Source organism: Ectothiorhodospira shaposhnikovii (assembly GCF_022227765.1).
Taxonomy (GTDB): Bacteria; Pseudomonadota; Gammaproteobacteria; order Ectothiorhodospirales; family Ectothiorhodospiraceae; genus Ectothiorhodospira.
Genome location: NZ_JAJMLZ010000002.1, coordinates 32,058 through 54,594 on the forward strand (window position 1 = coordinate 32,058; position 22,537 = coordinate 54,594).

The 22,537-nt window shown below is 63.2% G+C and carries 20 protein-coding genes, 3 tRNA genes and 1 pseudogene; 9 read left to right on the forward strand and 15 right to left on the reverse strand.

Features of this window, described 5'->3' with window-relative positions; translation table 11 throughout:
- Positions 1-24: 24 nt before the first annotated feature.
- The 4 genes from tuf to LQD11_RS02795 form a co-directional block, all read right to left on the reverse strand.
- Positions 25-1,215 carry an elongation factor Tu gene (gene tuf / locus LQD11_RS02780; protein WP_200176777.1) on the reverse strand — a complete coding sequence of 397 codons (1,191 nt, stop codon included), beginning with the start codon at positions 1,213-1,215 and terminating at the stop codon, positions 25-27.
- Positions 1,216-1,264: 49 nt separating this feature from the next.
- Positions 1,265-1,340: transfer RNA gene (locus tag LQD11_RS02785), tRNA-Thr, on the reverse strand.
- A 21-nt stretch (positions 1,341-1,361) separates the two neighbouring features.
- Positions 1,362-1,435, reverse strand: a tRNA-Gly gene (locus LQD11_RS02790).
- Between the two features lie 156 nt (positions 1,436-1,591).
- A tRNA-Tyr gene (locus tag LQD11_RS02795) sits at positions 1,592-1,676 on the reverse strand.
- 204 nt (positions 1,677-1,880) lie between these two features.
- Between LQD11_RS02795 and LQD11_RS02800 the strand changes: the two genes are divergently transcribed.
- On the forward strand, positions 1,881-3,218 hold the full coding sequence (locus LQD11_RS02800) for a UDP-glucose dehydrogenase family protein (protein WP_238616162.1): 1,338 nt from the start codon (positions 1,881-1,883) through the stop codon (positions 3,216-3,218).
- Between the two features lie 15 nt (positions 3,219-3,233).
- On the forward strand, positions 3,234-4,217 hold the full coding sequence (gene galE / locus LQD11_RS02805; RefSeq protein WP_238616163.1) for a UDP-glucose 4-epimerase GalE: 984 nt from the start codon (positions 3,234-3,236) through the stop codon (positions 4,215-4,217).
- A 30-nt stretch (positions 4,218-4,247) separates the two neighbouring features.
- Here galE and LQD11_RS02810 read toward each other — a convergent pair whose 3' ends face one another.
- The 4 genes from LQD11_RS02810 to LQD11_RS02825 are packed head-to-tail and all read right to left on the reverse strand — an operon-like array spanning position 4,248 to position 7,288.
- A complete protein-coding gene (locus LQD11_RS02810) occupies positions 4,248-5,336 on the reverse strand; it encodes a nucleotidyltransferase domain-containing protein (RefSeq protein WP_238616164.1) in 1,089 nt (362 codons plus the stop codon).
- Positions 5,323-6,225 (reverse strand): HprK-related kinase A, encoded by a 903-nt coding sequence (locus LQD11_RS02815; RefSeq protein WP_238616165.1) that lies wholly within the window; start codon positions 6,223-6,225, stop codon positions 5,323-5,325. Before LQD11_RS02815 ends, LQD11_RS02810 begins: the two co-directional genes overlap by 14 nt.
- A 23-nt stretch (positions 6,226-6,248) precedes the next feature.
- Complete coding sequence (locus LQD11_RS02820; protein ID WP_238616166.1) at positions 6,249-6,563, reverse strand: hypothetical protein; 315 nt, start codon at positions 6,561-6,563, stop codon at positions 6,249-6,251.
- Positions 6,560-7,288, reverse strand: coding sequence for a hypothetical protein (locus LQD11_RS02825; protein WP_238616167.1), 729 nt, complete (start codon positions 7,286-7,288; stop codon positions 6,560-6,562). Before LQD11_RS02825 ends, LQD11_RS02820 begins: the two co-directional genes overlap by 4 nt.
- Positions 7,289-7,967: 679 nt before the next feature.
- Here LQD11_RS02825 and LQD11_RS02830 point away from each other — a divergent pair.
- Positions 7,968-8,168, forward strand: a complete 201-nt coding sequence (locus LQD11_RS02830; RefSeq protein ID WP_238616168.1) for a hypothetical protein — start codon at positions 7,968-7,970, stop codon at positions 8,166-8,168.
- 147 nt (positions 8,169-8,315) lie between these two features.
- On the opposite strand, the gene LQD11_RS02835 is transcribed toward LQD11_RS02830, so the two are convergent.
- Positions 8,316-9,044: a S1C family serine protease gene (locus tag LQD11_RS02835; RefSeq protein WP_238616513.1), complete on the reverse strand. Its 729-nt coding sequence runs from the start codon at positions 9,042-9,044 to the stop codon at positions 8,316-8,318.
- Between the two features lie 158 nt (positions 9,045-9,202).
- Here LQD11_RS02835 and LQD11_RS02840 point away from each other — a divergent pair, with 158 nt between their 5' ends.
- From LQD11_RS02840 to LQD11_RS15675, 3 genes and pseudogenes are all read left to right on the forward strand, one after another.
- Entirely contained in the window at positions 9,203-10,810 is a 1,608-nt protein-coding gene (locus LQD11_RS02840) for an acyl-CoA ligase (AMP-forming), exosortase A system-associated (protein ID WP_238616514.1), read from the forward strand.
- A complete protein-coding gene (locus LQD11_RS02845; RefSeq protein ID WP_238616169.1) occupies positions 10,807-12,042 on the forward strand; it encodes a pyridoxal-dependent decarboxylase, exosortase A system-associated in 1,236 nt (411 codons plus the stop codon). Before LQD11_RS02840 ends, LQD11_RS02845 begins: the two co-directional genes overlap by 4 nt.
- A 76-nt stretch (positions 12,043-12,118) precedes the next feature.
- Positions 12,119-12,370 (forward strand): annotated as a pseudogene (locus LQD11_RS15675) (nucleotidyltransferase family protein); the annotation flags it as partial.
- A 22-nt stretch (positions 12,371-12,392) separates the two neighbouring features.
- On the opposite strand, the gene LQD11_RS15680 reads toward LQD11_RS15675, so the two are convergent.
- Positions 12,393-13,838: a VanZ family protein gene (locus LQD11_RS15680; RefSeq protein WP_238616170.1), complete on the reverse strand. Its 1,446-nt coding sequence runs from the start codon at positions 13,836-13,838 to the stop codon at positions 12,393-12,395.
- Between the two features lie 332 nt (positions 13,839-14,170).
- Here LQD11_RS15680 and wecB point away from each other — a divergent pair, with 332 nt between their 5' ends.
- Positions 14,171-15,301 (forward strand): non-hydrolyzing UDP-N-acetylglucosamine 2-epimerase, encoded by a 1,131-nt coding sequence (gene wecB / locus LQD11_RS02860; protein ID WP_238616171.1) that lies wholly within the window; start codon positions 14,171-14,173, stop codon positions 15,299-15,301.
- Here wecB and LQD11_RS02865 read toward each other — a convergent pair.
- From LQD11_RS02865 to LQD11_RS02875, 3 genes are read right to left on the reverse strand one after another with little or no spacing between them, the layout of a single operon-like run.
- Positions 15,273-16,172, reverse strand: a complete 900-nt coding sequence (locus LQD11_RS02865; RefSeq protein ID WP_238616172.1) for a hydrolase 1, exosortase A system-associated — start codon at positions 16,170-16,172, stop codon at positions 15,273-15,275. The genes wecB and LQD11_RS02865 overlap by 29 nt on opposite strands.
- Complete coding sequence (locus tag LQD11_RS02870; protein ID WP_238616173.1) at positions 16,169-17,002, reverse strand: hydrolase 2, exosortase A system-associated; 834 nt, start codon at positions 17,000-17,002, stop codon at positions 16,169-16,171. The genes LQD11_RS02865 and LQD11_RS02870 overlap by 4 nt, the downstream gene beginning before the upstream one ends.
- Before the next feature lies 1 nt (position 17,003).
- Positions 17,004-17,261, reverse strand: coding sequence for an acyl carrier protein (locus LQD11_RS02875; protein ID WP_238616174.1), 258 nt, complete (start codon positions 17,259-17,261; stop codon positions 17,004-17,006).
- A gap of 92 nt (positions 17,262-17,353) precedes the next feature.
- On the opposite strand from LQD11_RS02875, the gene LQD11_RS02880 reads away from it, so the two are divergent.
- Positions 17,354-18,640: a glycosyltransferase gene (locus tag LQD11_RS02880; RefSeq protein WP_238616175.1), complete on the forward strand. Its 1,287-nt coding sequence runs from the start codon at positions 17,354-17,356 to the stop codon at positions 18,638-18,640.
- A gap of 13 nt (positions 18,641-18,653) precedes the next feature.
- A complete protein-coding gene (locus tag LQD11_RS02885) occupies positions 18,654-20,087 on the forward strand; it encodes a putative O-glycosylation ligase, exosortase A system-associated (protein WP_238616176.1) in 1,434 nt (477 codons plus the stop codon).
- Here LQD11_RS02885 and LQD11_RS02890 read toward each other — a convergent pair.
- Together LQD11_RS02890 and LQD11_RS02895 are read right to left on the reverse strand one after the other, a co-directional pair.
- Positions 20,014-21,117 carry a GNAT family N-acetyltransferase gene (locus LQD11_RS02890; protein ID WP_238616177.1) on the reverse strand — a complete coding sequence of 368 codons (1,104 nt, stop codon included), beginning with the start codon at positions 21,115-21,117 and terminating at the stop codon, positions 20,014-20,016. The two genes, LQD11_RS02885 and LQD11_RS02890, sit on opposite strands and share 74 nt — an antisense overlap.
- A complete protein-coding gene (locus LQD11_RS02895) occupies positions 21,117-22,529 on the reverse strand; it encodes a glycosyltransferase family 4 protein (protein WP_238616178.1) in 1,413 nt (470 codons plus the stop codon). Before LQD11_RS02895 ends, LQD11_RS02890 begins: the two co-directional genes overlap by 1 nt.
- Positions 22,530-22,537: the final 8 nt, after the last annotated feature.

A 22,537-nucleotide genomic window follows, 5' to 3' on the forward strand; every position in this document is an offset into this window, starting at 1 on the left:
GATTCCGCCAGTACTTCTTACTGCTTACTCGATGATCTTGGCGACCACGCCGGCACCGACGGTACGGCCACCTTCACGGATCGCGAAGCGCAGACCGTCTTCCATCGCGATCGGCGCGATCAGGGATACGGTCATCTTCACGTTGTCACCCGGCATCACCATCTCGATGCCTTCCGGCAGATCGCAGGAACCGGTCACGTCCGTGGTACGGAAGTAGAACTGCGGACGGTAGCCGTTGAAGAACGGGGTATGACGACCACCCTCTTCCTTCGACAGCACGTACACTTCCGCTTCGAACTTGGTGTGCGGGGTGATGGAGCCGCTCTTGCACAGCACCTGACCACGCTCCACCTCGTCACGCTTGGTGCCGCGCAGCAGCACGCCCACGTTGTCACCCGCCTGACCCTGATCCAGCAGCTTGCGGAACATTTCCACGCCGGTCACGGTGGTCTTGATGGTGTCGCGGATACCCACGATGGAGACTTCGTCACCCACCTTCACGATGCCGCGCTCGATACGACCAGTCACCACGGTACCACGACCGGAGATGGAGAACACATCTTCCACCGGCATCAGGAACGCGCCGTCGATGGCACGCTCCGGCTCCGGAATGTACTCGTCCAGGGCCGCAATCAGCTTGTCGATGGCCGGCATGCCGATGTCGGAGGTGTCGCCTTCCAGCGCCTTGAGCGCGGAACCCACGATGATCGGGGTGTCGTCGCCAGGGAAGTCGTAGCTCGACAGCAGGTCGCGCACTTCCATCTCCACCAGCTCCAGCAGCTCGGCGTCGTCCACCATGTCGGCCTTGTTCAGGAACACGACGATGTAGGGCACGCCCACCTGACGGGCCAGCAGGATGTGCTCACGGGTCTGAGGCATCGGGCCGTCGGCCGCGGACACCACCAGGATCGCGCCGTCCATCTGCGCCGCACCGGTGATCATGTTCTTCACATAGTCGGCGTGGCCGGGGCAGTCCACGTGGGCATAGTGACGATTGTCGGACTCGTACTCCACGTGCGCGGTGGCAATTGTGATACCACGAGCGCGCTCTTCCGGGGCGTTGTCGATCTGGTCGTAGGCACGGGCCTCACCACCAAACTTCTTCGCCTGAACCACCGTCAGCGCCGCCGTCAGCGTGGTCTTGCCATGGTCAACGTGACCAATGGTACCCACGTTCACGTGCGGCTTCTTACGCTCGAATTTTTCCTTCGACATGGTCTAGCACCCCGGTTGAAGTTCTTGCTTTACACAAAAAGACATACGTTGGAGCCCATAACCGGACTTGAACCGGTGACCTCTTCCTTACCAAGGAAGTGCTCTACCGACTGAGCTATATGGGCCGGACTCATTCACTATGCTGTTGGAGCGGGTGATGGGAATCGAACCCACATCATCAGCTTGGAAGGCTGAGGTTCTACCATTGAACTACACCCGCGGAACCCCGCACTGCCGGTAGCGCCACTCAGTCGCCTTGCCGGCACCCGCCCGCTCGAAGCGGCACACGGGACGCCAAGTAAAACACCTCACCTTCCCTGACTCAGGAAGGAATCCCGGCGCTCACATTTTCGGTTGAACGCCGGAACCAGAAATCTGGTGGAGGGGGAAGGATTCGAACCTTCGAAGGCTGAGCCAGCAGATTTACAGTCTGCCCCCTTTGACCGCTCGGGAACCCCTCCAGGGGTGAAAGCCGGTGATTATTCGCATGCGAGACCCTTCTGTCAAGCATTAATTTCGATTGAAGTGAAATTCCCGCAATGGCGGTGAATGTCCCGGGGAAGTGGCGCGGGGAAGGGAGCGCTTCCTTAATGAAGTCATCACGGGCCTTTGCTACGATGCCCGTTTCATCCAGCAAGATCCATCATCAGGGGATATCGCACGACATGAAGGTCACCATTTACGGCTCCGGCTACGTAGGACTGGTCACGGGCGCCTGCCTGGCGGAAGTGGGCAACCACGTCCTGTGCGTGGACATCGACCCCGACAAGATCGAACGCCTCAAGCGCGGCGAGATCCCCATCTACGAGCCCGGCCTGGATGACCTGGTGGCCGAAAACGCCGCCACCGGCCGCCTCGCCTTCACCCTGGACCCGGCGGAAGGCGTCAAACACGGCCTGTTCCAATTCATCGCCGTGGGCACCCCGCCCGACGAGGACGGCTCCGCCGACCTGAGCCATGTACTGGCCGTGGCCCGCGCCATCGCCGACAACATGAGCGAATACCGCATCGTGGTGAACAAGTCCACCGTCCCCGTGGGCACCGCCGACAAGGTCAAGGCAGCCATCACCGACACCCTGGCCCAACGCGGCTCCCAGGTGGACTTCGACGTGGTCTCCAACCCGGAATTCCTCAAGGAAGGGGCCGCCATCGACGACTTCATGAAGCCCGACCGCATCATCGTCGGCACCGACAACCCGCGCACCGCCGAACTCATGCGCGCCCTCTATGCCCCCTTCAACCGCAACCATGACCGGGTCATGGCCATGGACATCCGCTCGGCGGAACTCACCAAATACGCCGCCAACGCCATGCTGGCCACCAAGATCAGCTTCATGAACGAACTGGCCAACCTGGCGGAAAAACTGGGCGCCGACATCGAGCATGTGCGCCAGGGTATCGGCTCCGACCCGCGCATCGGCTACCACTTCATCTATCCCGGCTGCGGCTACGGCGGCTCCTGCTTTCCCAAGGACGTGAAGGCCCTGGAACGCACCGCCCGCCAAGTGGGTTTCAAGGCCCAGCTGCTGGCCGCCGTGGAGGATGTGAACGAGCGCCAGAAGGAACGCCTGTTCGACAAGATCCGCACCCACTTCAACGGCGACCTCAAGGGCCGCACCATCGCCCTGTGGGGCCTTTCCTTCAAGCCCAACACGGACGACATGCGCGAGGCCTCCAGCCGTACCCTGATGGAAGCCCTGTGGGATGCCGGCGTCCATGTCCGTGCCCATGATCCGGTGGCCATGGAGGAATGCACCCGCCTCTACGGCGAGCGCCCGGACCTGACCCTGTACGAAGATCACGAAGAAGCCCTGGCGGGCGCCGACGCCCTGGCCATCGTCACCGAGTGGAATGTGTTCCGCAGCCCGGACTTCGACCTGATCCGCAAGCAGCTCAAGACCCCGACCATCTTTGACGGTCGCAACCTCTACGAGCCGCGACACCTGGAAGACATGGGGTTTGCCTATTACGCCATCGGCCGAGGCCGGTCCATCCAGGCCTGAGCCCGAGGGATCACCATGTCAAACAAACCCATCCTGGTCACCGGCGGCGCCGGCTACATCGGCAGCCACACCGCCCTGATGCTGGCCGAGGCCGGTGAACGCGTCATCGTCCTGGACAACCTCTCCACCGGCTTCGCCGACGCCGTCACCCAGGGCGAACTGATCATCGGCGACGTCGCCGACAAGGCGCTGGTCAGCCGCATCCTGCACGAGCATGACATCGACACCGTTATGCACTTCGCCGCCCACACCATCGTCCCCGAATCCGTCGCCGACCCGCTCAAGTACTACGGCAACAACACCTGCGGCACCCGCAACCTGCTGGAATGCTGCGCCCGGGCCGGCGTCAAGCATTTTGTCTTCTCCTCCACCGCCGCCGTCTACGGCATCCCCCACGACGGCATCGCCCGGGAAGACAGCCCTACCGCCCCCATCAACCCCTACGGCACTTCCAAGCTCATGAGCGAATGGATGCTCAGGGATCTCTCCGCCGCCGGCGAAATGCGCCACGTCATCCTGCGCTACTTCAATGTCGCCGGCTCCGACCCGCAAGGTCGCATCGGCCAGTCCACCGCAAAGGCCACCCTGCTGGTCAAGGTGGCCTGCGAAGCCGCCGTGGGCAAGCGTGCCCATGTCTCCATCTTCGGTACCGACTACCCCACCCCCGACGGCACCGGCGTGCGCGACTACATCCACGTCAGCGATCTGGCGGCCGCCCACCTCAAGGCCCTGGAACACCTCCGCGCCGGAGGCGAATCAGACACCTTCAACGTGGGCTACGGCCACGGCCTGAGCGTCAGGGAAGTGCTGGATGCGGTGGAGCGCCTGAACGGCAAGCCGCTGGACATCCGGGAAGAACCGCGCCGCCCCGGCGACCCGCCCAGCCTGGTGGCCGCGGCGGACCGAATCCGCGCCACACTGGGCTGGACCCCGCGGCACGACGACCTGGCGTTCATCGTTCGCACCTCGCTGGAGTGGGAACGGGCGCCGCGCTACTAAGAAGAAACAGGCCCGGCGATGAACCGGGCCTCAGGACTGCCGAACAAAGGCCTTCCTGCCCAGGTGCATCACCAACAAATGAGGGGGCATTTTCTGCCAGTGCCCCCGAATGATCAGCAACCACTCACTCAAACGCCGATGGACACCCCGATCCAGGGTGTCCGAAGGGGACAGGGACATCCTCAACCCCCAGTCCAGCACCGCCCCTCCGAACCCCACTGGATAACGGCGCCGCGCCAGATCCAGCACATCTCCCGGGACAGGGGTACCCACCAGACGATCCAGGTAATGCAGCGCCATGAAAAGGGGACGCTCAAGCCCGATCTCGGCCGCCCGCAGCAGCAGGCGCCGCCAGTCCTCGTCACCCGAAAAACCCCGGATCATCCCGTCCAGATCCAACAGATCCCGGAGCCCACCGGCCATCTCGCCCTCGGAAAAGAACAGATGCGTCGCGCTGTGCAGCACCCGGTCCTCCGGCGCCAGCACCCTGAAGAAACAGCCGTCGAGGGTCATCGCGGCATCCATCAGCAAGTCCGGACGGGTCTTCAGACGGGCCGTGGGCGGCAGGATCGAATGATGGACGTCAAGGGTCGTGCCGCGACGGATATGCTGCAGCGGCGGCAATTCATGCATCCATTCACGGTAATAGCGCTGATCGTAGTCGTCATGATGACTGTTCACCCAGCCCTTGAGCATCAGCGCCGCCTCCACCCGAGGCAACGCCTCCGGCGCCACCATGATGTCGATATCACCAAACAGGCGCCCTCCGGCAAACGCCAGATCGGCCACATGGTAGGCCGCGCCCTTGAGCAGAATGACCGGCACATCCAGCCCGGACAGCGCCTCCTCGATACAGGAAAGCTCCCACCGCAGCTCCTCTGCCTGGGTATTCACCCGGGCAATGGCCCATTCCAGATGCTGACGAGGACCGATGGGCACGGACGCCAGTAATCCGCACGCCTCAAGCCCCACCGCCAACCGGCCAAGCAATCGACTCAGGCGGGCCTGCCTGATCAATACGTCCCACTGGCCGGGAGAAAGGGTCCCCAGGGATACGGGATCCAGCACCCCGGACACGAGCAGTTCCCTTGCCGAACCACGCGCGTCAGGCAGCGGCATGGATGTCCTCCACCAGCCGCATGCCCTCATCCAGGCTACCGTAGCCGATTTCGTGGCACCCGCAACGCTCCACAAGATCCGCCAACGCTTCAAAACCTTGCCGACGCAGGGCTGAAAAATTGAAGGCGCTCTCCATCAGCAGTGCAAATGCGGCAGCCTGCCCCACCCCACGATGCACGGGCCGGGCACCACGGGTGAACTTCGGAAAGATCACCGCCACCGGGGCGGCCGGACGCCGCACGGCCAGCACGCTCTCACGGGGCGGGCGCATGAGCGCCACCGAACCCTTCACGGTGTCCCGCACCGTCCCACTGAACGCATCCTCCCCCGCCAGCCCCTTGATCAGGTCGATGGAGTCATTCTTCAGACTGATCGGGCGCGCCAGCCCTTCGATGCTGAGTGCATCCAGGGCCAGTGGCGCCAGCTCATCCGACAGCAACCGCCAACCGTGATGCACCAAGCCTGCCACCAGAGTGCTCTTGCCGGAACCCGGCGGCGCGGGAATCAACAGAGCCTTGCCGCCCTTTTCCACCACGGCGGCATGCAGAATCAGGCAATCCTTCACGGCGTCATGCACGCACCAGTTAAGCCCCCATTCCAGCAACGGAAAGGCCTGCGCATGGGGCAAGGGGAAGAAAGACGAACTGCCATCCACATGGAATTCAAGCTGCCTGCCGAACCATCGCCGCAGATTGCGAGGTGGTCTCACCTCCACGTGGAAGTCGGCGAACCCTTCCAGGCTCACCGGGTGATGCCGATACATCCGCTGGACTTCATCGGCCAGGTGTTCAACGGGGGAACTCAGGCGAAAGGAAAAGCGCCCGAAATGGATAATGGCACCGGCACCGGCCACCAGCGCTCTGAAGTCACGGGCGGGGATGGCACCCACCTCAACCAACGGGAGGGAGGCCTTTATGCCGTCCGCTCCACCAACTGCATCCCCTCCAGGGTGGACATGACCTGATACAACGCTTCCTGGGTTTTGCATCGGAGATCTTCGGATCCGGAAGTTTCGGTGTCGGGGGTGCAGGACCGCAGTAATGCCATGAAATCGCCGCGCCCAGCCGCCAGATGCTCCAGCACCTCACCGTGAAAACGGGACAGCACAAAGACATCACCCGAACCCTGATGAAAGACGGCCACGCCATCATCCAGGGTTCGAACGATCACGCCCGCAGGGTGCAACCGCCAAGTGATCGCGTCTGCCCCGTCAATATCCAATGTCAATCCGGAGAGCCGTCCGAGACATCGAAAAACTCGTCGGCATCATCAATCCAGACAGTCCTTTCGTAGGTTGATTCAAGATATTGCTTCACGCGGACTTTATCCCAGAAAACCCCGGGCCTGACCTCATACCGACCAGTCGCTTCAAGCTCAGTCCACATCGATATCACTTGGACCGGAGTCAAGGGATAAGTGCCTGAAAATGTAACGGCATTCATGTATGCGGCCACAAACGCACGCGCAAGGTTGTCGGGATCACGAAACGACAGCTTCTTATGCTGATGCCTGGATACAACATCCCGGAGAGTCAACGCCTCAACCCTTGAATTCACGTCAAGAACGCTCCCTACAACCTGAAAATGCCCTGCGGATCCGAATACCTCGACAAAGAGCCTATCCAACTCGGGTGAAGACGCCCCCCTAACCCCGGCAGCATTCCCCCAGTATCCGGGGGATTTTCCACACTGCAAGTTTTCCCGATCCCCCTTGCGACCACTGGCCTTCAGCGAATCAAACCCGGAGGGTGTATCGGCGACACAGGTCCAAGCTCCCAAGGCCGGCCTGTTGACCAAGGCGAAGAGGACGGAGGTTGAGCCGGCAGCCAGAGCAAACCGTCTTCGACTGGACTGCACCCCCTGAGAGCATGAGATTCCCGAAGCCTCACCGTCAGAAGGAGGCAACATGCGGGAACGCTCATCACCGGTATCGGGTATGTTTTTGTCAGCCATCACAACCAGCCTCGCAATAGGTGGGAATTCATGGCAGCAAGGCAACAAGACGCTTCAGCCGGAAGCTACCGGGAAGGGCCAGTACCCCTCTCACTCGGACCGGCAGCATTCAGAACAACCACAACTGCGCAAGCTTACCAGAAACCTGTCCGGGCGCACCCAGGATATGGTGTCAAGCCCTACAACAAAACAATGCAACAATAAAGCCAACCCGCTCAAGCCCCGGAATCGCAGGGATATTGGGCGCAATGTAACGTGACAACACTCACAAAATCAACCTGACTTTGTAAACCAAGCCGACACCTGAATTGACGATAAACAACCGACATCACCCACATCCATGATAATGCCCACCCAAACCATAGCGGCTAACAAAAACATCATCATCGACCGTGGCGGAAAAGCATTCACTCACATCCAGCATGTAAAAAAAACCGACAAAACATCAACGCTTCACACCTAGGCTACCCAGCCAACCGGAATATCGGATTCAACTCATGGCCTACCATTGAAAACAACCCACCAGGGTCAATGCAAATCAGACTCCATGATGGTCCCATGAGAGCAGCAAAGCCCGCTTGATGCGGAAGTCCCGTCGAACCGCAAAATGCCGGCTGCTTGCTAGACTCTGAAGTTGGAGCCACCTCACCAACTCAACCCAACACAACAGGACCGGAACATGGAAAAAATCCTGGACTTCGCTGGCACCCTCATCGCTCTGCTGGGCATTGCCACCTGTCTTGCCAGCGCCGGTACCTGGCTGATGGGTGATTACTACCTGCTCGGACTGGAGTTGATCGTTATTCTCACCGGCGGCATCGGCCTGCTGGTGACCGCCATCCTGTTCAAGGTGCAGGTGCTGGTCATGCGATCGTTTTAAACCTACCCCGTCACTCCCGAGCCTGCCTCATCACGTCAGCTCCTACCCCGTCACTCCCGCGAAAGCGGGAGTCCAGGACGGACACTCCAACCGCGACTGGATTCCCGCGTTCGCGGGAATGACGGGGAAGAATCGGAATGACCCATTCTAAGGCGTCAGATCCGCCTGCCGTAACAGATCCCGGATGTAGTTCCCGGGGATGGCATAACTGATGCCGCTGGGCCGATCCAGCGCCCGCTCCCGCCCCTCCTTCACAAATACCATGTTCAACACCCCCACCACCTCGCCGGTCGCGGGCCGGTACAGGGGGCTGCCGCTGTTACCGGGGTAAGCCGTGGCATCCAGCTGAAACACTGCATAGGGATCACGCAGGCGCCGGATCACCCGGGGATCCAACTGCTGGGTGGAATGCATGGGCATGGCAACCGGCGTGATGGCGGAAACAATCCCCACATGAGTGGCCGGCACCAGCCCCAGCATGGCGCCGATGGGAAAACCGGTGAGCGCCACCGTCTCGCCTTCCCGCAGGCGGTCGGAGTTACCCAGGCGCAATGCGGGCAGAGGCGCCCCCTCGATTCTCAACAACACCAGATCCCGCAACGGGTCAGAAGCCACCCGCTCCGCCCGACGCATTTCGCCGGAATCCCCCGAACCGGGAATGAAAACCGCCAGATGCTCCCGGTTGGCCGTATCGATGGTCAGGGGAATCACATGGTCATTGGTGATCACATGACGCCCGTCGGCCACCGCAAATCCCGTCCCCATCAGATTGGCCCGGGGCGAACGGGTCGGCTGGAAAGTCCCCACCCCCACCACGGAGGGCTTGACCCGGGCGATGGCATCGGCCAACTCCGATGCCGCCACCGACAGGGGCATCACCAGCAAGAGAACCAGAATCCACCAGCCGAGAGGGCGAGAACGCGGGGATGAGCGATGATTCGTCGACAGGTTTTTCACAGCGTCCGCTCCATGATTGCGCTTGGCTTTGATTATAGACCTCCTGCAGAATGCCTGAAAAACAGCGCGAGGCCCCCATGGACAGCACCTACCTCCTGCACCATCTTCCCTTCGCCGCCGGCGAACGCAACCCGGAAGCCCCCGCCCTCACCCACGGCGACACCACCCGGACCTACGGGCACACCACCCAGGCCATCCGGGATTTTGCCGCCGCGCTGGCCTCCATCGGCCTCACTCGCGGAGAACGGGTGGCCGTCTACCTGGAAAAACGCCTGGAAACCGTCACCGGCATCTTCGGCACCAGCGCGGCGGGGGGCGTCTTCGTGCCGGTGAACCCGATTCTCAAGCCCGACCAGGTGGCCTACATCCTGCGCAACTGCAACGTGCGCATCCTGATCACCTCGCCCGCCCGCCTCGGCGGCCTGCGGGAAGCCCTGGCGGACTGCCACGATCTGCGCCACATCATCCTGACCGAAGCCCCCGGCGACATGCCCGACCTGCCCGGCGTCGCCCTCCATGGCTGGCCCGAACCGGGCGGCCACGCCGACTACCGGGAGCCGCGCATCATCGACACCGACATGGCCGCCATCCTCTACACCTCCGGCAGCACCGGCGGCCCGAAGGGGGTGGTCCTGTCCCATCGCAACATGGTCATGGGCGCCAAAAGCGTGGCCCAATACCTGGAAAACCACGCCGACGACACCCTGCTGGCCGCTCTGCCCCTGTCCTTCGACGCGGGATTTTCCCAACTCACCACCGCCTTCCATGCCGGCGCCCGAGTGGTCCTGCTCAACTATCTACTGCCCCGGGACGTACTCAAGGCCCTGGTCCGGGAACGGGTGACCGGCCTGACCGCCGTACCGCCCCTGTGGATTCAGCTCACCCAGCAGGACTGGCCCGAGGGCATCGACGAACACCTGCGCTACATCGCCAACACCGGCGGGCGCATGCCCCTGGCCACCCTGCGTCGACTGCGGGATACCCTGCCCCGCACACGCCCCTATTTAATGTATGGCCTCACCGAAGCCTTCCGCGCCACCTACCTGCCGCCGGAAGAGGTGGATCGACGCCCCGATTCCATCGGCAAGGCCATCCCCAATGCCGAAGTCCTGGTCCTGCGGGAAGACGGCAGCCCTTGCGCCCCCAACGAACCGGGAGAACTGGTCCAGCGGGGCGCCCTGGTGGCCCAGGGCTACTGGAACGACCCAGACAAGACCGCCCGCCACTTCAGGCCCCTGCCCGCCCTGGCCCCGGGCCGCGAGTCTGGTCTGGTTCTGCCCGAGATCGCCGTCTTCTCCGGCGACACGGTGCGATACGACGAAGACGGCTACCTCTACTTCATCGGCCGTCGGGACGAGATGATCAAGACCTCGGGCTACCGGGTCAGTCCCACGGAAGTGGAAGAAATCCTCTACGCCACCCGGCTGGTAGGCGAATGCGTGGCCTTCGGCATCCCCGACGACACCCTGGGCCAGATCATCGCCGTCATCGCCACGCCGCCGACGGCGGACACGACCCTGGATGTGGACGCCCTGCTGGCCCAATGCAAGGCCCGCATGCCCGCCTACATGGTCCCGGCCCGCATCCACGCCCATGACGGCCCCCTCCCCCGCAACCCCAACGGCAAGCTGGACCGCAAGGCGCTGGCCGGCGCATGGTCTGCGAAGGCATCGGACAACAAATGAACAAACCCGCCCCCACCCACACCCCCATGACCCAGTTCCCCGTCCGTGACGGCGAACTCACCATCGGCGGCATGCCGCTCACCCGGCTGGCCGCCCGTGTGGGGCAGACGCCCTTCTACGCCCATGACCGCGGCCTGCTCACCCGGCGCGTGGCGCAACTGCGGGAACAACTCCCCCGGGGTATCCAGCTTCACTACGCCATGAAGGCCAACCCCATGCCCGCCCTGGTCTGCCACATGGCCGGCCTGGTGGACGGCATCGACGTGGCCTCGGCCGGAGAACTCAAGGTGGCCCTGGACGCCGGCGCCGATCCCGCCGACATCAGCTTTGCCGGCCCCGGCAAACAGCCGCTGGAACTGCAACAGGCCGTGGCCGCCGGCATCCTGGTCAACATCGAATCCTTCCGGGAAATCCCCCTCCTGGCCCAGGCATCGGAACAGCTGGGCCTGCCCGCCCGGGTAGCGGTTCGGGTCAACCCGGACTTCGAACTCAAGAGTTCCGGCATGAAGATGGGCGGCGGCCCCAAACAGTTCGGCGTGGATGCCGAGCAGGTGCCGGACCTGCTCCAGGCCATCGGCAACGCCGGGCTGCACTTTGAAGGCTTTCACCTGTTTGCCGGCTCCCAGAACCTGCAAGCCGGCGCCATCGTCGAGGCCCAGCAAAAAAGCTTTGAACTGGCCTGCCGACTGGCCGAACACGCCCCGGCACCGATCCGGTTCCTCAACCTGGGGGGCGGCTTCGGCATCCCCTACTTCCCCGGAGAACGCCCCCTGGATCCGGCCCCCATCGGCGACAACCTGGCCACGCTCCAGGCAGAAGCGGCCCGCCGCCTGCCGGAGGCGGCACTGGTGATCGAACTGGGGCGCTACTTCGTGGGCGAGGCGGGGGTCTACGTCTGCCGCATCCTGGATCGCAAGCTCTCCCGCGGCCACCCCTACCTGGTCACCGACGGCGGCCTGCACCAGCACCTGGCGGCCTCGGGCAACTTCGGCCAGATCATCCGCAAGAACTACCCGGTGGCCATCGGCAACCGCATGGACGAAACGGAGATGGAAACCGCCTCGGTAGTCGGCCCCCTGTGTACCCCTCTGGACCTACTGGCCGACCGCATGACCCTGCCCAAGGCCCAACCCGGTGATCTGGTGGTCATCTTTCAGTCAGGGGCCTACGGCCTGACGGCCAGCCCGGAAAAATTCCTCGGGCATCCGACCATTCCGGAAATCCTGGTCTGACCAGGCAACCAACATGGGGAAGCACCATGGTTCTATGAAACCCTTAAGGATACGCAACACCTGCTGGAACAGCTCAATGCCCGCAATCAATAAGCCTCCCATCGACATCGAGCCCCGTCACTGGGCAATCGTGTCCGACATCCTTTGCCGGCACCTGCCGGACACGGAAGTCAGGGCCTTCGGTTCCAGGGTCACCGGCAGGACCAAACCCTATTCGGACCTGGATCTACTCATCATGCCCAGAACGCCCATAAGCCTGCGACACCTGGGCTTGCTCCAGGAGGCCTTCAGCGAATCCGAGTTGCCCTGGAAGGTTGACCTTGTGGACGGCTCCACCATCAGCGACACATTCAGACTCGCCATCGTCCCCCAGTCCATCCGGATTCACCCCCCCGAACAAACCCCGGATCCGGTGGCTCAATCCCTGGAAAATCCGTCACCGGCCTCACTGAACGAGGGCGCTCCGGGGCAGGATAATCCCGAATCCCCCGCAAGCCCCACCAGACCGCCCCACAGGCCTGCCAGCCCACCCAAGCCGCCGCCGCCGCAATCCAGACACTTGTGGGATCCGGCCTCAGCCCCGCCATGAACAGCTTGCCCGACTCCATCACGACGGCCAGCGTCATCGCCAACGCAACAGCGACCCATGGACCACCCAAGGGTGTGACGCCCCACGGCCCCCAACGCCACAGCCACATCATGATGCCCACGGGGGCATACATCATCAGATGCAGCAGTACACTGCCGATTGCCACCGCCTCGGGCACCACATAGTGATACCAGAACGGCAAGAATCGCATCGATTCCAGCTTGGCCGATACCTCCCCCGCCTCCAGAACAAACCCCTTTCCGCCCAGATTGAGCAACACCATGAGCGCCAGGTAAGGGATCAACGAAAGCATCACCACCGGCCGCGCCCGATGGCGCAGCCGGCCCGGACTGAAATGACCGCGCCACACAAACAGCCCGATCCCCAGAAGCACCCCCAGCGCCCTGGAAAGTGCAGACCCACCCTCGGCAATGCCGGAAATCGTCAGAAACTGCCCGATTTCCACCCACACGCCAAACATCATTGCGGCAACCACGGACAGGAAGAATCTCCCCCAGCCCGAGACAGCCGCAAAATGCTCCCTCATCCACCACCCCACCAAGATACCGACAGGCAGGGTCATCACCACAATCATGCTCCGCAGCACCCACCAGCGCAGGCCAGCATCCTCAGAGACGGGCGCCCGCCAAAGCCCCCAGCCATTGGATTCCAGCTTACCCACCCACTCCTGCCAGGAAACGATGAAATCCAGCGGCAACCAGGCAAACAGCACATAGGCCACCCCATAGATCACCAACCCTCTTCGCAACGCGGTCAACCCACCCTGGCGCAGCGTCGCCAACCACCGGCGTCCCGGCCCCGACAATCCATACCATGCCAGCACGCCCACCACGCCACCAATGAAGTTGCCGCTCATATCCAGCAGGGACGGCTCTCGCCGGGGCAACCAGAACTGCAGGAACTCCACCATCGCCGTGGTCGCCAGGGCCAGCAGGACCACGAACAGCCCCACCAGGCAACGCCCCAGGAAACCGCGCACATAACCGGACAACCAGGCCGTCCAGAACAGCCCCAGAGGCACAAACATCAGGATGTTGGCCACCCACTGCTGCCGCGCCGAGGCACGCATTTGCGGGACATCCAGACTGGTGAAATGTGCCCAGGCCTGGGCAACACTCTGGTTACCGAAATCAAACGGCATCAAGGTGGCATAGAGCACCGCCAGGAGTGACAACCAGGCAGCCACCGCAAAATTAACTCCCTTTCGAGGCACATCAGCCAATGGAGATCTCCATCCAAAATATCATGATCGGGCGGTCGTCCGAATATATGGCAGAACATCCCATATCCGTTTACGCTGAACCTGTTGTTCCGAATCGACAGGCCACCCAACCAGTGGCACTTTTCTCATCTGGAGCATAATTACAAATTCAGCCCAAGACAGCGACCTGCCTACAGCGCACCCAGCTAAGGACCACCGCCCGTCGCCGAAAAATCCCTGTCGGGTTAAGCTACCATCCTTGCGCCATGGGACATCTCGAACTGCCTGACCCGGGCGCCCAAAGCCAAGGAGACCTCATGTCGTCCATCCGCCCCATCCTCTGCGTCGTCGGCGCCCGCCCCAATTTCATGAAGATCGCCCCCATCATGCGGGCCTTCGCCGCGGCAGAGATACCGGCCCTGCTCCTGCATACCGGTCAGCACTACGATGCCGACATGAATGACGCCTTCTTCCGCGATCTGGGCATCCCCCACCCGGACATCAACCTGGAAGTCGGCTCGGGCACCCACGCCCAGCAGACCGCGGAGATCATGCGTCGGGTGGAACCGGTCCTGGATCAGCATCAGCCCGCCGCCATCCTGGTGGTGGGTGATGTCAACTCCACCATCGCCTGCGCCCTGGTAGCCGCCAAGAAAGGTGTCCCCGTCATCCACGTGGAGGCCGGGCTGCGCAGCCGGGATCGCACCATGCCCGAAGAAATCAACCGAGTTCTGACCGACCAGATCTCCGACCTGCTATTCACCACCGAGCGCAGCGCCCTGGACAACCTAAAACAAGAAAGCATTGACCCGGAGCGGGTGCACTTCGTCGGCAACGTGATGATCGACACCCTGCACTACAACCTGCGCCAGGCCATACCGGCGTCAGACACCCTAAAGGCCCAGGGCCTGGATGCCGGACTCATCGACTCACCCGCGGGCTATGCCCTACTCACCCTGCACCGCCCCTCCAATGTGGATGACCGGACCGTGCTGACCGGCATCACGGACTGCATCAACCGCATCGCCCGTGATCTGCCCATCATCTTCCCCATTCACCCGCGCACCCGTGGCCGTCTGATGGAATTCGGCCTGCTGGACACCCTGGCCCCGCGTCGCGTCCTGTGCACTCCGCCCCTGGGATATCTGCAACTGCTGGGCCTGATGCGGGAGGCCCGCCTGGTCCTCACCGACTCCGGCGGCATACAGGAAGAAACCACCGCCCTGGGCATTCCCTGCATCACCCTGCGCCACAACACCGAGCGGCCCATCACCGTCACGGAGGGCACCAACACCCTGGTGGGCAACCAACCGGAAGCCATCATGGGAGCCGTCACCCAGGCGCTGGCACAACCGGCAAAGTCCGGACGCATCCCCGAATACTGGGACGGCAAGGCCGCGGAACGTATCGCCGCCGTACTCAAGGGGTGGTCGCCGGATCGGACGTAGGCACACGCGCTGCCGGGGGCGGCGGCGGATCCTGCAGGGCATGCAGCCAGCGCAGGGTGCTTGCCGCCACCTGATCCCGCCACTGCGCGCGGGAAAACGTGTGATCGGCCCCCTCGATGTTCATCACCTGCCCCTGCCGCAGCAATGAAGACCAAACCGGGTCCTGTTCAACGGTCCGCTCAAACCGGCGGGCCACCAGATCACGGCCACTGAGCAACCACAGTACCGGCCGCTTCGACCGCAACACGGCGTCCCGCAGTTGCCCGGACAGGGAAGCACCGGTTTCTACCCCATCACCGCGTCTGAACACACGCAGACACAGGCCCAGCAACTCACCACCGGATCGGTGCCAGGACACTCGCCCACGCCACACCTTGCGCCAGAATCCCCGATCAAGAAAACGCCCCAGGTAATAGTGCTTCAACACCACACCGGCATCCTCCCCCACCTCACCCAGCCAGGGATTCAGCAACACCAGCCCGGCTACCCGGGCATCCTTGGGGGCATAGACACCCGCTGCCCAGGCACCATCACACAACCCCCAGAGCACCACCCGCCGTACCCGCGGCACCGCCTTCAGCAAGGCATCCACCGCGGCCCGGATATCGTCGTCCACCGACTCAAACCCGGGCGACTCGCCCGTAGCATCCCCACAGCCACGAAAATCAAAGCGCAGACAGGCAAACCCGGCACCGGCCAGATACCGGGACAACAATAGAAACTGGCGATGACTCCCCACCCGATACTGGGGGCCACCCACCACCACGATCACCCCCACATCGCCGACCGGCCCATCCGGCACCGCCGCCACCCCCAGCAACTCATCATCACCGCAGGGAAAACACAGCGCCCGCTCGGTAAACGTACTCACCGGACTGCCTCCAGCGACTTCAGAAAATCCAGAGACCCATCACACAAGGCGGGTGCCACCATGATCTCCCGTGACTGCCAGAACCGTGGGCCATCCACTGCCGACACCCATACCGGCACCTCCAGCGCCCGCCATGCCTGCGCCAGACGCTGGACACCTCGCCCCGGCACGCCGCCGGCGGCCACCTCCAACAACCCCACCGGAGCCTGAAACCCCTCCGGTAGCACCAACTCGGCAGCCGACAGCCCCGCCGCCAGCGCCGGCCCAAGAGAATATCCCGCCACTTCCACCCCCTCACCAGTTTCCAGCGCCAGCCTGAGCGACTCAACCACTCCCGAGGCCTCTCCGCCCTCCAGCATCCCGGCCATGGCCCTGAGCCGCAAGAACTCGTTCAACTGCCGCTGCCCCTGCGTCACCGGTTGCCAGAAAAGCAAAGGCACCGATCTCTCGGTGCCCTTCAACCAGTCCGCCACCAGCAATGCGCCCGCCCGCAAGGACCACAACACCCGGGGACCGGCACAGTCCGCGTCCATCCACGCCCAGGCCCTGTCCAGATCCTCAAGCCAGGAATCCCAGTGTGCCTCCCCGAAGTCTCCGGCACTGTCGCCGCAGCCATGGAGATCCATCTGCAGGACCACCCAACCTGCTCGGGCAAAGGACCGTGCCGCCAGACCGATCATGCGGCGGGATGTATTCAGTTCCTCGGCAAAGGCCGGGACATGAATGATCCCGCCAACAGGACACCCCTCGGGTCGGGTCACCAGACAAAAGCGCCGTCCGGTACCGTGCCCCAGAAAAAAGGCCTCCCGCTGCATGGCCAACACCCTCACATCAAGCGGAATCCGCGAGTTTTGCCTCGACAAAGTTCACCAAAGAACCAACCGTCTCAAAGGTCTCTCCCTCGATTTCATCATCGGTAATGAAAAAATCGAAGCGCGTCTCCAGTCCATTGATCAGATTCACCACCGCCATGGAATCAAACTCCGGCAATGCCCCCAACAACCGGCTATCCGCGTCGAAGGTCATCGCCCGTCCACCAAGACTGAGCACTTCATCAATCACCGCCAGGACTTCTTTCTGGGTATCCAAGGACAACGCTCCATGGTCTAGAGTCAGGATCAACAACAAAAAGGAATGCTAACATAGCCAAGGCCCTGCTCAGCCCCCCGGAAACCCAACCCGTGGCCAGACCGCACCCATCCCGGCGCATCCTCATGATTGCCTATCACTTCCCGCCCCTGACGGGCAGTAGCGGCATCCAGAGAACCCTGCAGTTCGTGCGTCACCTGCCCGAGTTCGGCTGGGAACCCATCGTGCTCACCGTCCATCCTCGCGCCTACCCGAACACCAACCCCGACCTGCTCCGTGACATCCCCGCACACGTCCCGGTCATCCGAGCCCAAGCCTTCGACAGCGCTCGACATTTCGCCCTGGCGGGACGCTATCCTGCCTGCCTGGCCCGTCCGGATCGCTGGATCAGTTGGCTTCCCGCCGCCCTCCATCGCGGCCGACAACTCATTCGGACCTATCGCCCCCGGATCATCTGGAGCACCTACCCCATCGCCACCGCCCATGCCATCGGCTACCGGCTGCACCGGGCCAGCGGCCTGCCCTGGATCGCCGACTTCCGGGACCCCATGGCCCACGAGGGCTACCCCGAAGATCCAGCCACCTGGGCCGCCTTCAAGCGCATCGAAGAACAGGTATTCAGTGCCGCCGCCGGCGTCAGCTTCACCACGCCGGGCGCCCTGGACTTCTACCGGGATCGCTACCCCCGTTACCCGGGTGAATCATTCAAACTGATCGAAAACGGCTACGCCGAAGAAAACTTCGCCGGACTCGATGAACAGGCTGCCGCCAAGGGCCCCCTGCACCCCGGCCGAATCACCCTCCTGCACAGCGGCATCGTCTACCGCAACGAGCGCGACCCCACCCACCTGTTCCAGGCGTTGCAGACCCTCCGCCAACAGGACCTCCTCCACCCGGACCGATTCATCCTGCGTCTGCGGGCTCACCATAACGGCGACCACCTGCGAACACTGATCGACCGTTACCAACTGCAACCCCTGGTGGAACTGGCGCCCCCACTGCCCTACCGGGAGGCCCTGGAAGAAATGCTGCGGGCCGACGGTCTGCTCATCCTGCAGGCGGCCAACTGCAACCAGCAGATACCGGCCAAACTCTATGAATACCTCCGGGCCAGGCGCCCGCTGCTGGGGCTGACGGACCCGGCAGGCGACACCGCCCGGACCCTGAAAGACATGGGCTACCGGCACCTGGCCCCCCTGGACCAGCCCGAGCAGATTGCTCCGACACTGCTGACCCTGCTGAAGGATATGGATGCCGGACTCCCGCCCGGCCCGGATTCGGAGGTCATTCGTCGGTATTCCCGGCGTCAACTCACCCGAACTCTGGCATCATGGCTGGACAACCTATCCGAGCCACCCGAAACGCTCCCGCCCCCATGACTCCGACATAGCCATGCGCGACATACTGCTACTCATCATCATCGGCGGGTCCTTGCCCTTCATCCTGTTCATGCCCTGGATCGGGGTACTCATGTGGTACTGGATCGGGCTCATGAACCCCCACCGACTCGGCTGGACCTTCATCACCGACATGCCGGTAGCCATGATGGTGGGGGTGGTCACCCTCGCGGCCCTGGTCCTCACAAGGGACCGCAAACCCCTGCCCTTCACCCGCGAGATCGTCGTCCTGGTGATCTTCACCGGCTACATCACCATGACCACCTACTTCGCCTGGAGCCACATGGCCTGGGTCCAGTGGGACACGGTGATGAAAGTCCTGCTCATGACCTTCGTCACCCCCATGCTGATCTACGGCCGGACCCGCACCCTGCTGCTGATCCTGGTGGTGGCCGGCTCCATTGGCTTCTACGGCTTCAAGGGAGGATTGTTTTCCATCCTCACTGGAGGGGCTCACATGGTATTGGGGCCACAGAGAAGCTTCATCGCGGGCAACACGGACCTGGGTCTAGCGATGATCATGGTCCTGCCCATGCTGCTGATCATCGCCCGCATGTTCCGGGAAAACTGGGTGGATCTGGGCATCCTGTCCCGCTCCCCCAAGATCGCCGGCTATGCCGCCTACAGCGTATTCTGGCTGACGGCGGCCGCCATCATCTTCACCTACTCCCGGGGTGCCCTGCTGGGCCTCCTGGCCATCGCCCCGTTCATGTTCCTCAAGATGAGAAGAAAGGGCAGCCTGATCCTGGCAGCGGTCCTGGCCGTCACCGTCATCGGCGTGACCCTGCCCGAGCGGCTCGTCAGCCGCTGGCAGACCATCCAGACCTATGAAGAAGACCATTCCGCCATGCAGCGGGTCCAGGCCTGGGGCGTCAACTGGAACATGGCGGTGGAGCGGCCTCTGCTGGGCGCCGGCTTCAACAACGTCTATATCCCCAACAGCGTCTGGATGAGCTACGCCAATTTTGAAGGACCATGGCACCCCAACACCGCCCGCGTGGCCCATAGCCTGTATTTCCAGGTTATCGGGCACCACGGATTCGGGGGATTCGCGGTCTTCATGACCATGATCCTATTCACCCTGCTCACCCTGAACCGGATACGCAGGCAATCCCGGCATATCCCCGGCAAGGAGTGGATGGGCCAGTTTGCCTGGGCCATGCAGGTAGGATTGTTCGGATACCTGGTAGCCGGCGCCTTCCTGGACCGTGCCTACTTCGACCTGATGTTCGCCATGGTGGCCATCACTATCATCCTGCGCCGGGAACTGGACACCGTGGAGGCGCCGGCCCCGCAACAGGTTGGCACCGAAAACCCGGGCCACGAATCCTCATCGCCCGCGCCCAGGGATTTCGTCAGGACGCCGGAAAACGTCCAGGCCAGCCACGCCGCAACAACCGACCGCCCCATGTCGCGACACGCTCCCTGAGCATCAGCAAGGCACCCCGCCAGGTACGCACATTCAGGGCCAGGATGCCCCACTGCTCCCGGCGGTGGGGCATCCAGTCCGCTTTGTAAGGGTCATCCCCGGTCATAAAATCCACTTCACTCACCCGTTCATCATCCAGCATGCGCTCCATCATGAGCGCCGTCAGCAGAGTACCGGGGGAAAAGGCCTCAAAGCGCGGATCATGGGCCAGCTTGTAGATATGGGCACGCCCCTGATGACGCAGCCAGAGCTGAACAGCCACCGGGGCCTCGTCCACCGTCAACACCCCCAGGCGCAGCATTCCCGTCCGCGCGGCCATGTGGATCAAGCCCGGCATGAAATCGGGGAAAGGTTCAGGCCGTTTCCAGCTCACGGCATACACGGACTCGTAGGCGGCAACCGCCACCGGCACGTCATCCACCTGCCGGTACAGATGAAACGCCACCCCATGCAGACGCCGAAGTCGCCGCCCCTTGCGCTGCAGGGTGCTGCGCAGGTGCCCGGGCCGGCCGGCCAGATAGGTAACCCAGTCCATGCCCATGGTGGGAAGATACCGATTGCCGAAACGAAAATAGGGCTTCACGAAGAAACCCTCGTCCCGTAACGCCTGCTCCACCCGCCCCATCATCGGCCCCTGGAGGCACAGGGGTCCCAGGTCCAGCCCCTCACACAGCCCGGGCGTCGAACGCAGATGACGGACAATCGCCCGCAAGCCCTGTTCGCCGCGTGATCCCGCCGCCATCACCGGCCCATACATGGGGGCATAGTAATTCTGTAACGCCCGCCAGCGCCGCGGCCGCGCCCGGGACACCAGACACGGCAACACGCAGACAGGCTGCCCTCCGGCATCGAAGGCCACCGGGAAGCGGGGCGCGTCATCGGGATTGAGTCCATGGGCGATCAGGCACTCAAACCATGCCCAGGTACAGAAGGGATGACGGCACTCAGCCTGCTCGAACAATGCCCGGCACGCCACGGGCAGGGCCGCCAGACTCTCGAAGACCCGCACCCGGCTCATTGGGGCATCCATCAGCGAGGTCCGCCGGCCGCCACCTGTTCCAGCACCCGCGCCAGACGCGTCACCAGATGGCGCCGCTCAAATCCCCGCACATAGTCCTGGTCCGGATCAAACACCCCGTCTTCGGCATCCAGTATCCGGGCCAGACGTGCCTGGATGCCCGCCACATCCCCCGGGCGCTCCACCCATCCCAGTCGCCCCCGGCGGATGATCTCCGGGGTGGCGCCTTCCTCGGCCACGCACAGGATGGGTCGCCCGGCGGCGATATACTCAAACAACTTGCCGGGGATGACCCCTGAAGTGGTTTCGCCCCCATCCACGATCAGCAGCAACACATCCGCCCCTTTCTGCAGAGCCTTGGAGCGACGGTAAGGGACATCGGGAAAGAACCGGAACACCGGCTCCAGCCCATGCCGCGTCACCAGTTCATCCATGCGCGCCACGATCTCCGGCGCCCGCCCGCCGTAATATTCAAACTGGAAACGTCCCGCCAGATCGGGCCGCTCCCGCAACAGTCCCCCGGCCGCTTCCAGCAATTCATAGCCCCGCCGGTTCTTGAACAAACGCCCGGCATAGACGATGCGCAACACACCTGGCGTCTGCCCTTCCGGCTCGACCTCATCGAACTCCTCCGGATCATACCCATTGGTGATGGTCACCAGGGCCTCATCCGGCAATCGGGGCAGGCGACCGCGCATCACCTCGGTCTTGGGGCCGGACACCGTCACCACCGCCCCTGCCGTGGACACCAACCGCCGCTCCAGGGCCAGTTCCAGCCGTTGGCGCCAGGCAGGCACCCAGGCCCGCAACACATCCCCGGTCCACAGGTCCCGGTAATCCGCCACCCAGGGCACTCCCGTCCGTCGGGACAGATGTGCCCCCACAATCAAGGACGTGAAGTGAGGGGCCGTGGCCAGAATCACGTCGGGCCGAAACTCATCCACGATCCTGACACCCTGCCGGACCGCCGGCGGCCACCACAGCACCAGATCATCGGGGATCTGCACATGCCGATGGATAAAACGATCCATCCAGGCAACCCCTCGCTTGACGGAGGAGATCAGCCCGGAAGCCGACACCGCATGGGTGCCCGGCCCCGGCACAGAGTCGTTCCCCGGCACCGTCCCGGTCGCCTCCGCATCCACTGGTCGGCCAAGCCCCAGCAAACGCTTGACGGCCAGCACCAGGCGCTCCCGGGGGCGGGGCAACGGCACCCGGAACACCCGGGTGCCATCGGGGATTTCATCCAGGGTGGTCCGGTCCACCGGCTGCATGCCCCCTTCCGTCAGGGTCAACACGGCCGTCTCCCACCCCAGCGCCTGCAAATGTTGACAGAACTTGAGTGGCCGCAACCGGCCGATTCCCTTCACCGGTGGAAACTCCACCGCCACGATCAACACCCGGCGATGCGGCCTGGCAGTCATGAGCACAC

Bases quoted from the DNA above. Each gene is read 5' to 3' on its own strand.
- tuf (WP_200176777.1), bottom strand. From the start codon at position 1,215: ATGTCGAAGGAAAAATTCGAGCGTAAGAAGCCGCACGTGAACGTGGGT.
- LQD11_RS02800 (WP_238616162.1), top strand. From the start codon at position 1,881: ATGAAGGTCACCATTTACGGCTCCGGCTACGTAGGACTGGTCACGGGC.
- galE (WP_238616163.1), top strand. From the start codon at position 3,234: ATGTCAAACAAACCCATCCTGGTCACCGGCGGCGCCGGCTACATCGGC.
- LQD11_RS02810 (WP_238616164.1), bottom strand. From the start codon at position 5,336: ATGCCGCTGCCTGACGCGCGTGGTTCGGCAAGGGAACTGCTCGTGTCC.
- LQD11_RS02825 (WP_238616167.1), bottom strand. From the start codon at position 7,288: ATGGCTGACAAAAACATACCCGATACCGGTGATGAGCGTTCCCGCATG.
- LQD11_RS02830 (WP_238616168.1), top strand. From the start codon at position 7,968: ATGGAAAAAATCCTGGACTTCGCTGGCACCCTCATCGCTCTGCTGGGC.
- LQD11_RS02835 (WP_238616513.1), bottom strand. From the start codon at position 9,044: ATGCCCCTGTCGGTGGCGGCATCGGAGTTGGCCGATGCCATCGCCCGG.
- LQD11_RS02840 (WP_238616514.1), top strand. From the start codon at position 9,203: ATGGACAGCACCTACCTCCTGCACCATCTTCCCTTCGCCGCCGGCGAA.
- LQD11_RS02845 (WP_238616169.1), top strand. From the start codon at position 10,807: ATGAACAAACCCGCCCCCACCCACACCCCCATGACCCAGTTCCCCGTC.
- wecB (WP_238616171.1), top strand. From the start codon at position 14,171: ATGTCGTCCATCCGCCCCATCCTCTGCGTCGTCGGCGCCCGCCCCAAT.
- LQD11_RS02885 (WP_238616176.1), top strand. From the start codon at position 18,654: ATGCGCGACATACTGCTACTCATCATCATCGGCGGGTCCTTGCCCTTC.
- LQD11_RS02890 (WP_238616177.1), bottom strand. From the start codon at position 21,117: ATGGATGCCCCAATGAGCCGGGTGCGGGTCTTCGAGAGTCTGGCGGCC.
- LQD11_RS02895 (WP_238616178.1), bottom strand. From the start codon at position 22,529: ATGACTGCCAGGCCGCATCGCCGGGTGTTGATCGTGGCGGTGGAGTTT.